General features: G+C 39.9%; 13 protein-coding genes (1 of these 13 only partly in view). 3 read left to right on the plus strand and 10 right to left on the minus strand.

Annotated elements, in window-relative coordinates; genetic code table 11:
* From lysS to JBW_RS19555, 8 genes are all read right to left on the minus strand, one after another.
* Positions 1-256, minus strand: the 5' portion of a protein-coding gene (gene lysS / locus JBW_RS19520; RefSeq protein ID WP_007956149.1) for a lysine--tRNA ligase. 1,238 nt of this gene lie to the left of the window's left edge; only the first 256 of its 1,494 coding nucleotides appear in the window; it begins with the start codon at positions 254-256; the stop codon falls past the left edge of the window.
* Between the two features lie 51 nt (positions 257-307).
* A complete protein-coding gene (gene greA / locus JBW_RS19525) occupies positions 308-790 on the minus strand; it encodes a transcription elongation factor GreA (protein WP_007932275.1) in 483 nt (160 codons plus the stop codon).
* 224 nt (positions 791-1,014) lie between these two features.
* Positions 1,015-2,109, minus strand: coding sequence for a saccharopine dehydrogenase NADP-binding domain-containing protein (locus tag JBW_RS19530; protein WP_007956152.1), 1,095 nt, complete (start codon positions 2,107-2,109; stop codon positions 1,015-1,017).
* Between the two features lie 14 nt (positions 2,110-2,123).
* Positions 2,124-3,029 (minus strand): hypothetical protein, encoded by a 906-nt coding sequence (locus JBW_RS19535; RefSeq protein WP_007956159.1) that lies wholly within the window; start codon positions 3,027-3,029, stop codon positions 2,124-2,126.
* 16 nt (positions 3,030-3,045) lie between these two features.
* The gene (locus tag JBW_RS19540) at positions 3,046-3,570 is read right to left on the minus strand and encodes a hypothetical protein (RefSeq protein ID WP_007956168.1); all 525 of its coding nucleotides are present in this window, start codon (positions 3,568-3,570) and stop codon (positions 3,046-3,048) included.
* A 169-nt stretch (positions 3,571-3,739) separates the two neighbouring features.
* Complete coding sequence (dusB, locus tag JBW_RS19545; protein WP_007956169.1) at positions 3,740-4,693, minus strand: tRNA dihydrouridine synthase DusB; 954 nt, start codon at positions 4,691-4,693, stop codon at positions 3,740-3,742.
* A gap of 233 nt (positions 4,694-4,926) precedes the next feature.
* On the minus strand, positions 4,927-5,691 hold the full coding sequence (locus JBW_RS19550; RefSeq protein WP_007932283.1) for a type III pantothenate kinase: 765 nt from the start codon (positions 5,689-5,691) through the stop codon (positions 4,927-4,929).
* A gap of 191 nt (positions 5,692-5,882) precedes the next feature.
* Positions 5,883-6,872, minus strand: a complete 990-nt coding sequence (locus JBW_RS19555) for a biotin--[acetyl-CoA-carboxylase] ligase (protein WP_007956170.1) — start codon at positions 6,870-6,872, stop codon at positions 5,883-5,885.
* 397 nt (positions 6,873-7,269) lie between these two features.
* Between JBW_RS19555 and JBW_RS19560 the strand changes: the two genes are divergently transcribed.
* The 3 genes from JBW_RS19560 to JBW_RS19570 all read left to right on the plus strand — a co-directional run bounded on the left by JBW_RS19560 (position 7,270) and on the right by JBW_RS19570 (position 10,137).
* Positions 7,270-7,947: a response regulator gene (locus tag JBW_RS19560; protein WP_007956171.1), complete on the plus strand. Its 678-nt coding sequence runs from the start codon at positions 7,270-7,272 to the stop codon at positions 7,945-7,947.
* Complete coding sequence (locus JBW_RS19565; RefSeq protein WP_007956172.1) at positions 7,944-9,341, plus strand: sensor histidine kinase; 1,398 nt, start codon at positions 7,944-7,946, stop codon at positions 9,339-9,341. Before JBW_RS19560 ends, JBW_RS19565 begins: the two co-directional genes overlap by 4 nt.
* Before the next feature lie 88 nt (positions 9,342-9,429).
* On the plus strand, positions 9,430-10,137 hold the full coding sequence (locus JBW_RS19570; RefSeq protein ID WP_007956173.1) for a hypothetical protein: 708 nt from the start codon (positions 9,430-9,432) through the stop codon (positions 10,135-10,137).
* A 64-nt stretch (positions 10,138-10,201) separates the two neighbouring features.
* Here the strand turns inward: JBW_RS19570 and JBW_RS19575 are convergent, their stop codons facing one another.
* Together JBW_RS19575 and ftsH are read right to left on the minus strand one after the other, a co-directional pair.
* Positions 10,202-11,197, minus strand: coding sequence for an asparaginase (locus JBW_RS19575; protein WP_007956174.1), 996 nt, complete (start codon positions 11,195-11,197; stop codon positions 10,202-10,204).
* A gap of 253 nt (positions 11,198-11,450) precedes the next feature.
* Complete coding sequence (gene ftsH, locus JBW_RS19580; protein WP_007956176.1) at positions 11,451-13,349, minus strand: ATP-dependent zinc metalloprotease FtsH; 1,899 nt, start codon at positions 13,347-13,349, stop codon at positions 11,451-11,453.
* Positions 13,350-13,352 lie beyond the last annotated feature (3 nt).

Raw genomic sequence — 13,352 nt, forward strand, 5'->3', positions numbered from 1 at the left:
ACATGTCCATCAAATGAACGAAACTAGTTTTACCGTGCCCACGCACGGCCATAATACGGCCGGCAATTCTTGCTGATTGACCTTCTAATTGTTCAAAATTAGCAAGTACTTCATTAGCATGGATCGTAACATCATATTTACGAGCAAAAGGTTCAATTCCCTGTGCTTCAAATGCTGTCATTTTTTCTCGACGAACACGCATCAGTTCATTTAATTCTTCACTTTTTTCAATTTCTTGATTCTGCACTTCTGTCATTTTATGCTTTCTCCCCTAACTCGTCCATTTTGGCATTTTAAAAGAAGAATATTATAAATTGCGTTTAATATCAATTACTTCATATTTTAAAATACCAGCTGGCACATTTACCTCAACAATACTGCCAATCTTTTGACCCAAGATTGCTTGCCCTACAGGTGATTCATTCGAAATTTTAAATTCAACTGGATCAGCCTCTGCTGAGCCAACAAGAGTATATTCAAATTCATCACCAAATTCTAAATCTTTTAAAACAACTGTAACCCCAATGGATACTACATCAGTTTTAATTTCCTGTTCATCAATGACCTTGCTGTTTCGGAGCATCTTTTCCAATGTTATGATTTCGCCCTCAATAAAGGCTTGTTCATTTTTTGCATCCTCATATTCGGAATTTTCACTGATATCACCAAATTCAATAGCTTGTTTAATTCTTTCAGCGACTTCCCGACGACGCACGGATTTTAGATATTCAAATTTCTGCTCTATCTTCTTTAATCCTTCTGCAGTGAGAATAAATTGCTTTTCAGCCATGCTTTCTGCTCTCCTTTTATTTTGATTCTTAACGATTTATCTTATTCTAGGTATAGTCCCTTTTGCTACTACAAAATCATCAAAAATTGCAATAATTAAATATCGATCTACGAGACAATATAAATAGTGCCAAGTGAATAACTTGACACTTTTGGCAGCAGGTCAGAAGCCCAACTTAATATGCACTTAATTATAGGTATAAACATCCTATTTGTCAATGATTTCTAACCAATTCCTCTCTTCTGTTCTTGTTTATTAATAACTACATTTGCTTTAATCGTTGCAATTTCATCTGCTGTAATTGCTTTTTCGAAACTGCGAAAACCAGCTAATTTAAAACCATGCTTTTTAGCTAAGTTCTCAATTGTTTCTACCTGCTTTACTGTTAAGTCTCGACCTAACGTAAAGTTTTCATACCGCTGCTCTAAAGACAAAATCATCGTTTCTGCCATACATGCATAGGCCGTACCATCGGGAAAACCAAAATTCAATCCAAAATTAACATCTCCAGGGACCTCAACGACTCCACCTTCAATTACTAATATATCGTTGCGCATTTGTGCCACACGCCGGGAAACATTCCGCGGTCTGGCTACATCACAAACAATTGCGCCTGACTTTAAATCTTCTGGTTCAATAATACTGTCTACTGCACTTGTTACGGCAATAATAATATCAGCTGACTTTAAAGCAGATTTAGTATTTGCAGTTACTTTTGCAGCTAAACCTGTTTTACGCAAAATTTGTTCAGCAAGTTTTTCCAACTTCTCTTCGTTGCGTGCAGCTAATGTTAAGTATCGAACCTCCCTTGCTAAGATTTGAGCACAAGCTGCACCAATAGAACCAGTCGCACCTAAAACTAATACGTTGGCTCTTTCTAAATCAATACCCATAATTTTAGCAGCTTGCCTCGTACCTTCAAGAGCAGTGGCAACAGTATAGCTATTCCCTGTCGTTACAGCAATATTTAAGTTCTTGGCAACAGTAATACCTGCATCTCCTACAATTGAGGTAAAAGCACCTAAGCCAACGATTTTTGCACCTAGCTTTTCTGCTACTTTTCCTGCTTTGATTATCTTCTCAACAACATATTTTTCAGGCATCTCTACCATTTGCTGCGACGTTAAAGGACATGTAACAAACCAACCTTCACCTTGAGATGATGTTGATTGTATCCCTGTAATATGTGAAGTTTTAAAAGGGGGAAGATATTTGAGTACTCCCTCAACTAAACTATCTGGCCAATTCTTGGTAAATGCAAATTTTCGACTAACATCTTTAACAGTGAGCGGATGTAAGACAAAGGCAAATTTTTCCATGAAATATTCTCCTTTCAATCAGAAAGCCGCTTAATTCGCGGCATAATCTCTAATTCCTTCAAAATACGTCCATAGTCCACCGCCGTAATTTCTTCTGGACGTTTACCTAATAAAGTAACCAAAATAGCTTCTAATACATTTGTCCCTAATGAGCGACCACCAATTTCCGGTGTCGTCGTGATCAATGTTTTTACTCCCCGGTCGCGAAGCAATTCTTCATCTTTTTGAGTAACAGTATTGGTAATAACAGATTTCCCCTTTAAGCTCGCTGGCATGAATCTCCGAATAAAGTGAAAATCTCCTGCTATGAATTCTGCTTGTTCAAAATATTGACTGAAACGCGGAATATTTTGCGTTTGCTTTTCACCTGTAGGATAAAACATTTCAATTGGCAGTCTCGTTATAATAGGCGCTATCACCCGCGCCAATATTGCCAAAGTCCCCAAATTACGAATTGGAATAGGCAATCCTAAGCCAAATAACAAATCACCGAATACCACTTGGCTGCCTGCAGCTATTAATTCTTCTGCTAAACCAAATCGATCTACTGCACAAACAACTAAAACCTGCTTATCATTAAAGGTTATGCCTTCTTTTTCTTTCAAATGTTGTACGACTCTTCGTTCAAGAGTATTTTTAACACCACTCCCATCAACAATGGGAGTATGTTTAGCTGCTGCAGCAATTCGGGCTGACTCTTTAAAAGTGTATCTTTTCTTTCCAGCATATATGTATAAGTCTGTACCACCCATGCCAAATGCATCTACTTTGCCATCTAGTTCCTTAATTAATTGTATAGCCTTATTTTTATCTCCATCTGTTCCTATCCGCTCAATGGAAAACATTTCTCCACCAAATTCGGTCATAGCCTGATGGTCGCGCTTTGACGACCCCAAACTAATACTGATAACTCGCTTCATAATATGTATACTCCCTCTATGATCTAAACAACTGCTGCACAATACTTTTAATACTCTCTGGATCTACATATTTATTCTCTGCAATGGGAGATTCGCCAATTTGTATACCAATAACTTCCTTATCCAATAGGGTCTCCATTAATTTAATTCTTAGATTTGAACCTAATATAATAACAATGTCATAGTTACGCAATGTAGCGATGATTTCCATAATGGTGTTAAAAAGACCTATACCGCTTTTTTTCTGTACAAAATCCCAGCGTTCCTGTTCCGACAGCAGGAAAGAATAATCAATTCCTTCCTGTCTAGCCATTAATCGCAGCTCTTCGCAATTCTCAATAGGAAAGCCAACTAAAGCCACTTTTCCACCCTTTCGAACTTCTCCTAGTGTTTCCAATTTAGAAATAACGGTTCGGTCGATACCAACACGATTAGCGACTTCCTGCTGAGAAAAACCCTGGCTGCGTAAATTGAACATTTCATCGATGATCTGGTTGACCTTTTGGCGATTTATAATCTTTTCACCAATCCGCAATAACATCTGCTATCCTCTCCTACATTACATCCCAATGCAAACTCAATCTGTTATATGATGAATATTGATTTATCTAATCTAATATATAGTATATGTGCACAAGGTTGTGCACATACATATTTTAGCATTTTTTTTCGAATTTAACAAATATAAATAAGCCAACCCACCGTTACTATTACGAAAACTGCTTCAATACAGCAATAAAATCGTCTTTGCTCACCGCTTGATTAAATTTTAGACGCAGTTCAGCGGAATGAGGCATTCCTTTTGTATACCATGCTCCATGACAGCGCATTTCTCTAACTCCGATATATTCACCCTTATGTTCCACTAACATATCTAAATGCCTTAACAATAGAGAAAAACGATCCTCCACACTCGGTGGCGGTAAAATCTCTCCTGAGGCTAAATAATGGGTTATTTGACGAAATATCCAAGGATTTCCTTGTGCTCCACGCCCCACCATTATGGCATCGCAGCCCGTTTGATCCATCATTTTCTCCCCATCATAAGGCGTACGAATATCCCCATTACCAATTACGGGTATCACTACACTCTCTTTAACTTGGCGTATAATATTCCAATCGGCCTCACCTGTATAAAACTGTTCTCTAGTACGACCATGAACAGCAATTGCAGCAATTCCTGCCTTCTCAGCCAGCTTAGCCATCTCTACTGCATTTACAGAGTCTTCACTCCATCCCTTGCGAATTTTAACGGTAACCGGTACATGTACGGCTTTTACTACACTCGCCATAATCTGATATGCCAAATCTGGCTGGCACATTAAAGCACAGCCGCTGCCGTTTTTCGTAATTTTGGGAGTTGGACAGCCCATGTTAATATCAATAATATCAGCACCTGATTTTTCGACATGGATTGCAGCTTTTGCCATACTATCCGGATCGGAACCAAATATTTGCATAGCCACCGGGCGTTCCCGTTCATCAATTTCAAGCATATGCAAGGTCTGGCAATTCTCATATAATAAACCTTTATCACTGACCATTTCGGAATACACCAAACCACAGCCCATTTCTTTAGCCAATAGCCGAAAAGGCAGATCTGTAACACCAGCCATCGGGGCTAGAATTACAGGATTATCTAATTTAATATTACCAATTTGCATACGCTAACTACTCCTTACTAAAATTTAAAAAAGGTGGACACACGAAGCGCACGAAGGTCCCCCATAAAACATCTTCGTGTTCTTCGTATATCTTCACAACTTTGCGTTTCAACGTTTATTCTAAAAACCTATACGTTCTATATTGTATTTAAATTAAAATTGATACTTGGTACTCGCCGCCTGGCTGAAAACCAAGCACCCCTCCAAGTACCAAGTACCTATCATCCATTTGTCTATCTATTAAGATCGTAAATAATTCGTAATCCTTCTAATGTTAAAAAATGTTCCACAGCATTAATTACAGAAGTTTCTTGTGCAATCAGGTTAGCTAAGCCACCTGTTGCTATAACATAAGCATCTTGATCCATTTCTTCTTTCATTCGTTTGACAATTCCCTCGACCTGTCCAACAAATCCATAAATAATACCGGACTGCATGCTAGTAACTGTATTACGGCAAATAACACTTTTCGGTTTAACCAGCTCAATCCGCGGTAATTTAGCTGCTCTTTGGAATAGAGCCTCAGTAGAAATACCAATACCAGGAGAGATAGCACCACCTAAATAATCACCATTTTCACCAATGACACAGAAGGTAGTTGCTGTACCAAAATCAACAATAATAAGAGGACCACTATATTTATGATGTGCAGCAACTGCATTTACAATACGGTCAGCTCCTACTTCTCGGGGATTTTCGTATTTGATAAAAATACCAGTTCTAATACCAGCCCCTACCACTAGGGGCTCCACCTTAAAATACCGTTGGCACATTTTGACCAAGGGTACAACAAGAGGCGGTACTACGGAGGAAATGATAACCTCAGAAATATCTTTGATACTAAGTCCACCATAAGCAAACAGATTATTAATTAACATCCCATACTCATCGCCTGTTTTTTGCCTATCAGTTGACACCCGCCAATGTTGTAATAATTCTTCCCCTTCGTATGCTCCAAGTACTATATTGGTATTACCTATATCAAACACTAATAGCATCGAGTCTAGCCTCCCATTGTAAAATTACGTAAAAACTCAAGATAAAACCCACACATGACAGTATATAAACAGTTCGTCATCCTGTCAACATATTATAAAGGAAGACTTTGACTTAACCAGTATTCTTTCTAGTATAACTATATTATTGCAACTTATTTATACAAAGGAAAAGATATCACTTTTAGATTTACTCAAAGCAGGTTTTTACTGCGAGGCCGTATGGAAACATCACCAGCAATAATCTTCTCTATCCTGCCTTCTATTTCAACCAGCAATGCTCCGTCCTTATCAATATCTACTGCCAAACCGCTAGACTTTTCACTTGCCCCAATGATATCCACAGTTTGTCCTAAGGTAACAGAAAGCTCACGCCATTCATCCAGCATTTCTACAAAGCCATGCTGAATCACTTTATGATATTCTTTTTCCAAGGCAGATAAAATCTCCTGTAATAAAGGTAATCGTGGTATCGGCTTATCGGCTGCAACAGATAGAGAAGTGGCGATTTGCCTAAGTTCTAAAGGAAATTCCTCTTGACTAATATTCACATTAATTCCCATACCAATTACTACATGATTAATCGCATCCATTTCAGCATTCATTTCTGTCAAAATACCAACTATTTTTTTTCCTTCATATAAAATGTCATTAGGCCATTTTATGCCACATTGCACCTGAGTAACGCTTCGAATCGCTTTTGTTACGGCCACGGCAGCCAGCAGCGTACACTTCGGTGCATCATAAGGGTGAAAGGGAGGCCTTAATACCACAGATAGCCAAATACCTTTACCTGCAGGAGAAAACCAACTGCGAGATATTCTGCCTCGACCGCCATTTTGCATTTCCGACAGTACAATAGCTCCTTCATGACATCCTAAATTAGCTTGTTTCTTTGCTTCATTGTTAGTAGAGTCAATATTCTCAAGGTAAAAGATTTCCTTTTGTCCTAAGGTCTTAGTCTGTAGCTGATCACGAATTTCATCAGGCAATAAAAAATCAGGTACACCTTTTAGTCGATAACCGCGGCGAGGATGAGCTTCTATTTCATATCCCCCTTGCTTAAGAGTTTGGATATGTTTCCAAATCGCGGTTCTAGATACTGCCAGCTGCCTGCTAATTTCTTCACCTGATAGATATTCATTTGAATAATTACGCAACATATTTAAAATGCTAGTACGCACGGTGCACTCTCCTTGTCTTTCATCATTATTAATTCCATAATAGTCTTCTCGTTAACCTCTTGTCAATCTAGTACTTTGTCAGCTTTAAAACGGTAGGATAATAGCGAGGCTATTTTTCGCAACACAAGGCGGAGGAGGGAAGCATACCGGGAGTATGCCGACCGACGACAACGAAGGGGTGCGGAGAATAGACCGTTAGTATCCGTAATGAACTGCAGAAGATATAAAGGGGGTATGCTCTGTGCCCTGTGGGTAACATTCCTACTAAAAATTACCTATTGACTTTTCTTATTCCATTCTCCATGATTGACTTATTATCCTCATGATATATACTATTAGAATATTAGTAATGGTAAAAAAATACTGCTTTTAAATATTAATCGATAGAGGTGAGCATATGTCTATCAAAATTTTAGTAGCTGACGATGAACCTGCTATTTGTGAAGTCGTAAAACTATATTTGGAGAAGGAGGGTTTTATTGTTTATACGGCTGAAGATGGTGATATTGCCATTGCCATAGAAACAAAAGAACAGCCTGACTTATTAATCCTTGATGTGATGTTACCAAAACTATCAGGCTGGGATATTTGTCAAACCATTCAACGTTCCGTACCGGTTATATTCTTGACGGCTAAAAGCGCCGAATCCGATAAGATCACTGGTTTTTCCTTGGGAGCGGATGACTATATTACAAAACCCTTCAGTCCTAAAGAATTAGTAGCGAGAATTAAAGCAGTATTGCGCCGCAGCGGCTTATTACAACAAAATGGAGTTACCTTAGATTTTAATGAGCTCTCTATTAATCCTGCATCACAAGGAGTCGAGTGCAACGGACATTCAGCCGCCCTATCTCCTAAAGAATTTGAACTGTTATTTTTTCTCGCCCGCCACCCCCAGATTGCATTCTCTCGGGAGCAACTCCTTACAAATGTGTGGGGTTATGACTTTGACGGAGATGACCGTACAGTAGATGCAACCATTAAGCGTCTGCGCCAGAAATTACATAATTCAAATTATAGCTACATTCATACGGTATGGGGAATCGGTTATAAATTTGAGGTACTAGGCAAATGATCCGCTCTATTTTCAGCAAAATACTTATTTCTCACATTGGGATCATCTTATTAAGTACAATCACCTTAACACTGGTTATGTCCTATCTAGTCCGATCCAATGCTGTAGATACCAAGCGGCAAGATCTATTATTTAAAGGCCGGGCAGTGGTAGAACTATTAACACCTAATCTCTTAGCTGGCAATATTCCTACTAATGAATCCCTTGACAAAATTAGTGAACTCGCCGGAGGGAGAATCTGGCTAATTAATGAAAAAGGTACTGTTCTTGCCGGTCAGCCTCCCAATAATTGGTCGAGACGATTTCAAGAGGATCGGCAAGAGTACATTGACTTGTTTACTGACAGCCCTCATTCGTGGATACGCCCTACCTATCGAAGAGATCCTTCTATTGTTGTCACCTTTGCCATACCAGAAGCCCCTACACCCATTGTAATCTTTTTAGATGCTCCTATTATGGGTGTAAACAAAACCGTCTCCTCTTTAGAAAGGACTTTGCTTTACTCTTTGCTCGCCAGCATTATTACCGCAATCCTTGCCGGATTTCTTGTTGCCCGCAGCCTTACCAAACCGATTGCGAATATCAGCCAAGCTGCCAAAAATTTTGCAGACGGCAATTATAATAGCCGCACTACGGCAATCGGCAATCATGAAATCGGCAATTTAGGGCGCACCTTTAATAGTATGGCGGACTCCTTAGCTGAAATTGAACAAAACCGCCGCAACTTCTTAGCAAATGTTTCTCATGAATTAAAAACTCCCGTAACTTCTATCCAAGCTTTATCTGAAACAATCTTAGACGGTTTAGCTCCTAAACCAGAACAGCAACAACGCTATATTGCTACGATTTTGCAAGAAAGCCAGCGTCTTGACCGCTTAATTAGAGATTTACTTGACTTATCGCAATTAGAAGCAGACGAATTATCCATACTTTGCGAAAGATTGGATCTGCAAGCCTGGTTATTAACAGAAACAACTAAAATGGAAACCTTACTTAATCCCAAACATCTTACTCTGCAAACGGATATACCAGAGCAATTGCCCCATGTATGGAGCGATCCAGTTCGTTTAGGACAAGTATTTACCAATCTGCTGACAAATGCCATTCGCTATTCACCTGAGGACTCCACTATCACGATTCAATTATCTGCGACAAAACATCAAGTTGCCATTTCCGTTATTGACCAAGGACTAGGCATATCTCCTGATGATATCCCATATATATGGGATCGCTTTTATCGTGCTGATAAATCACGAGCTCGCACCTATGGTGGTACAGGTCTTGGACTTGCCATTACTAAAAAACTGGTACACGCCATGCAAGGTGAAATCAGCGTAGATAGCCATGTCGGCAAAGGATCCACCTTTACTTTCACACTCCCTATTATAAAATAAAGAACAACTGTCATATCTTTGTCATATCTTCTTTGTATACTGATCTCAGCAGCCAATACGGCTGACAATTGTACAGGGGGAATCTGATATGAAAATAGTAAATAAAAAAAGCATTGCCGCTATGGTTGCTGGTACATTTATTATAGCAGGTGCTGCTAGTCCTTTTATTGTCCAAGCGGCAGAGGCGCAAGAAACACCTTCAGCATATCACCAAAAAGAAACAAAAAAACAATTGGACCCACAAATCGCATCCAAACAAATTTCTGACACATTCGGTATTGAACAATCCGTTGTACTGAAGTATAACAATAATGGCATGAGCTTTAAAGATATTGCCAAGGCAGCATTTCTAGCCAAAGCCGGCAACAAATCCATTGACAGTGTCATAAGCAAAAAAACGGCTGATAATAACTGGAAAGATGTTGCTGATTCTCTAGGTATTACAAAAGAGCAAATAAAAACCGCACATCAAGACTTGGCTTCCGATCAGCTTAACAAAAGAACCGGTATCGATAAAAAAGCTGCCCTAAGCCTGCTTCAAGACGGCTACCATCCTCATGATATTGGAATGGCAAGCCAGCTAGCTACAGCTAGTAAAAAGCCAATTAAAGATGTACTCGCATTAAAAAAGATCAATAATACCTGGTCAGATGTCGCAGCTCAATTAGGAATTGATGCGGAAACATTCATAAAGGACTTCAAGAATGCAGAACATGGCTCTCACCATAAAGGACCTCAGGACAACGACAACGACAACGACAACGACAACGATAATGATGATGAACGTCGTTTCTAAAAACTAGAATATCCAACATAAAAAGCAACAACGTAAGGCATAAGCCAAGTTGTTGCTTTTTTATTTAGATTACCGCTTCTACGGTGCCAATTACATCACCGCGGTGATTTTTCAATACAGGTGGAAAATACTCGATTAGAGCCTGATATTCAGCAGCTGACAATAAATCTAATTTCTTCAATATTGCTATTCCCGCAGGAGTAATGGCCCTAAAGCCTCCATCATCAATTTTAAAACTTACACCCAGACCATCGGGTACCGATGCAAGGCAATATACCGCTTCTGCCCCAATCTTAGCTAAGATACGTCCTTTCGTAATATTCATGAGTACAGTATCAAAGCGTTTACTTCCTGCCACCACTTGAGGATGAGCCAGCATAGCATCACGAATTAGGCGTACTGACGTCTCACGCCCTCCCCATTGCCCCTCTTCTGGTTTAGCCAGACGAGCATAGGCCCAAGCCATATTATACAATGGCAAATAAAATACGGGCACGCCACAACCATCAATTCCTGTATCCACTTCATCTTTTTGCAAATTTGCACTATCAGCAACAGCCTGATACATAATTTGTTGAACTGGATGAGAAAGATCGGTATATCCTGCAGGATCAATTTTTAACATTTGAGCTAAAGCCAGCATACCACTATGTTTACCTGAGCAAGCATTATGTACCGCCTGGTAGGGCAAATTCTGCAACATTAATTCCTTCACCATTTTACTACTCATAGGTTTGGCTGCCCCACATGCCAAAGAATCAACTGATAAGCCAATCTTTTTTAATAGACTGTAAGCAAGGTTCACATGCTCAGACTCCCCACTATGGGATGATACCATAAAAGCAACTTCTTCATTTGTTAAATGGAATCGCTCTACGCCACCTTGCTCAATAAGAGGCAATACTTGAAAGGGTTTTGCAGCCGATCGCCAAAACATCGGCCTCTTACCATCTCCAAGCTCCCAGACCATCTTCCCTGTACTATCTACGACAGCGACATCAGCATGGTGCCTGCATTCTACCCTGCCTCCCCGCGTATAATGCAATAATACCTCACTCATACCACACACCTCCAATTGATAGTTCTATTATAACGGACAGTCTATCTTATACCAATACCTATCATAAGAAAAACGCTTCACATTCTTAAAACATATAAAACATCACGAACCACAGAGGCGCAGAGAACACAGAGAAAAAATAATGAATAGAGTTAGAAAATACCCCTCAGCGCACTCTGCATCTCTGCGGTTCGATCATTCTTTCCCGACTCTCTCCCACAAAAAAGAGCAGGTTTACACCTGCTCTTTAAAACTAGGAACGAGTAATATATACGATTTTCGGCCCTGCTGGGCTATTCGTATCCTCAACGCTCTCACTCTTCGTAAGAGCGATTTTCTCTGTTTCAGATTTCTCAGAAATTTTACCATTCGCTAACAGTTCTTCTAAATCGCTAGCTTCCAGTGTTTCTTTTTCAATAAGTGCAGCAGCAATCAAATGAAGCTTTTCAATATTTTCCTGCAGCATTGCTTCTGTTTTATTGTAAGCACCTTCAATCAATCTGCGCACTTCTTTATCAATAGAAGATGCTACTTCTTCACCGTAATTACGGTCACGAGAAATATCTCTTCCTAAGAACACCTGCTGCTGCTGCCTGTGCCCAAAAGTAATTGGTCCTAAATTCTCACTCATACCGTATTCGGTAATCATTTTACGTGATAAATCAGTGGCACGTTCTAAATCATTCTGCGCACCTGTACTGATTTCCTTAAGAACAACAGCTTCCGCCACACGCCCACCTAACAATACACTGAGTTGTTCCAGTAACTCTGTACGTGTAGCATAATAGCGATCCTCTGTCGGCAGCATTAATGTATAACCGCCAGCTCGTCCGCGAGGAATGATCGACACTTTATGCACAGGATCTGTATTATCCAGCAGCATTCCAATTAAGGCATGACCTGCTTCATGATAGGCAGTGAGTTTTTTCTCACGTTCACTAATCACTTTACTTTTACGCTCAGGTCCAGCAACAACGCGTTCAACAGACTCTTCCATTTCAGGCATGTCAATCCGTTTTTTGTTACGTCGTGCTGCTAAAAGAGCAGCTTCATTCACTAGGTTGCTCAAATCCGCACCCGTGAAACCAGGTGTACGGCGCGCCAGTACATCAAGACTTACTTCCTTTGCTACTGGCTTACCTTTGGTATGAACTTTCAATATCTCCAGACGTCCCTTAACATCTGGTTTATCAACGACAATCTGTCTATCAAAGCGACCAGGACGCAGTAAGGCTGGATCAAGAATATCAGGGCGATTCGTTGCAGCAATGATAATAATTCCTTCATTGACGCCAAATCCGTCCATCTCTACCAATAACTGATTTAATGTCTGTTCCCGCTCATCATGTCCGCCGCCGAGACCTGCACCCCGTTGACGTCCTACAGCATCGATTTCATCAATAAACACAATACAAGGCGCGCTCTTTTTTGCTTGTTCAAACAGATCCCGTACTCTGGAAGCACCGACACCAACAAACATTTCCACAAAGTCAGAACCGCTGATGCTAAAAAAGGGAACTCCTGCTTCCCCAGCTACTGCTCGGGCTAATAGAGTTTTACCTGTACCCGGAGGTCCAAATAACAATACACCTTTGGGAATACGAGCTCCCAAATCATTGAATTTCTTAGGATGTTTTAAGAACTCAACCACTTCTTCTAATTCTTGCTTTGCTTCATCAGCACCAGCCATATCGCCAAAGGTGACCTTAATTTTATCCTCACCATGAAGCTTCGCCCGGCTTTTGCCAAAAGACATCACTCGATTTCCGCCGCCTTGTGTCTGCTGCATAATAAAGAACCATACCCCAATTAGCAGCAGCATTGGCAAAATAGAAGAAAAAATTGTTGTCCACCATGGTGGTTGAGGCGGCTGTTCAGCCTTAATATCAACATTTTTTTCTCGCAACGTATTAATAAGTGTAGGATCATTCGGCGTAATTGTGGTAAATTCAGTACCATCTGTCAGTTTGCCTCGAATATCTTTATCGACAACCGTGACACTCTGAACCTTCTGTTCCTCAATTTGATGTAAAAATTGAGTATAGCTAATTTCCTGCTTATTCGTTGTACGTGAGGAATAGTAGTCAATTATTGAAATAGCAATGATAATAATCAACAAATAAAAACTTACATTTCGAAAAAATTTATTCAAAGT

Origin of the sequence: Pelosinus fermentans JBW45, assembly GCF_000271665.2 — a bacterium.
GTDB classification, from domain to species: Bacteria; Bacillota; Negativicutes; order DSM-13327; family DSM-13327; genus Pelosinus; species Pelosinus baikalensis.

Coding starts and splice junctions, on each gene's coding strand:
- greA (WP_007932275.1), bottom strand. CDS start 790: ATGGCTGAAAAGCAATTTATTCTCACTGCAGAAGGATTAAAGAAGATA.
- JBW_RS19530 (WP_007956152.1), bottom strand. CDS start 2,109: ATGGAAAAATTTGCCTTTGTCTTACATCCGCTCACTGTTAAAGATGTT.
- JBW_RS19535 (WP_007956159.1), bottom strand. CDS start 3,029: ATGAAGCGAGTTATCAGTATTAGTTTGGGGTCGTCAAAGCGCGACCAT.
- JBW_RS19540 (WP_007956168.1), bottom strand. CDS start 3,570: ATGTTATTGCGGATTGGTGAAAAGATTATAAATCGCCAAAAGGTCAAC.
- dusB (WP_007956169.1), bottom strand. CDS start 4,693: ATGCAAATTGGTAATATTAAATTAGATAATCCTGTAATTCTAGCCCCG.
- JBW_RS19550 (WP_007932283.1), bottom strand. CDS start 5,691: ATGCTATTAGTGTTTGATATAGGTAATACCAATATAGTACTTGGAGCA.
- JBW_RS19560 (WP_007956171.1), top strand. CDS start 7,270: ATGTCTATCAAAATTTTAGTAGCTGACGATGAACCTGCTATTTGTGAA.
- JBW_RS19565 (WP_007956172.1), top strand. CDS start 7,944: ATGATCCGCTCTATTTTCAGCAAAATACTTATTTCTCACATTGGGATC.
- JBW_RS19570 (WP_007956173.1), top strand. CDS start 9,430: ATGAAAATAGTAAATAAAAAAAGCATTGCCGCTATGGTTGCTGGTACA.
- JBW_RS19575 (WP_007956174.1), bottom strand. CDS start 11,197: ATGAGTGAGGTATTATTGCATTATACGCGGGGAGGCAGGGTAGAATGC.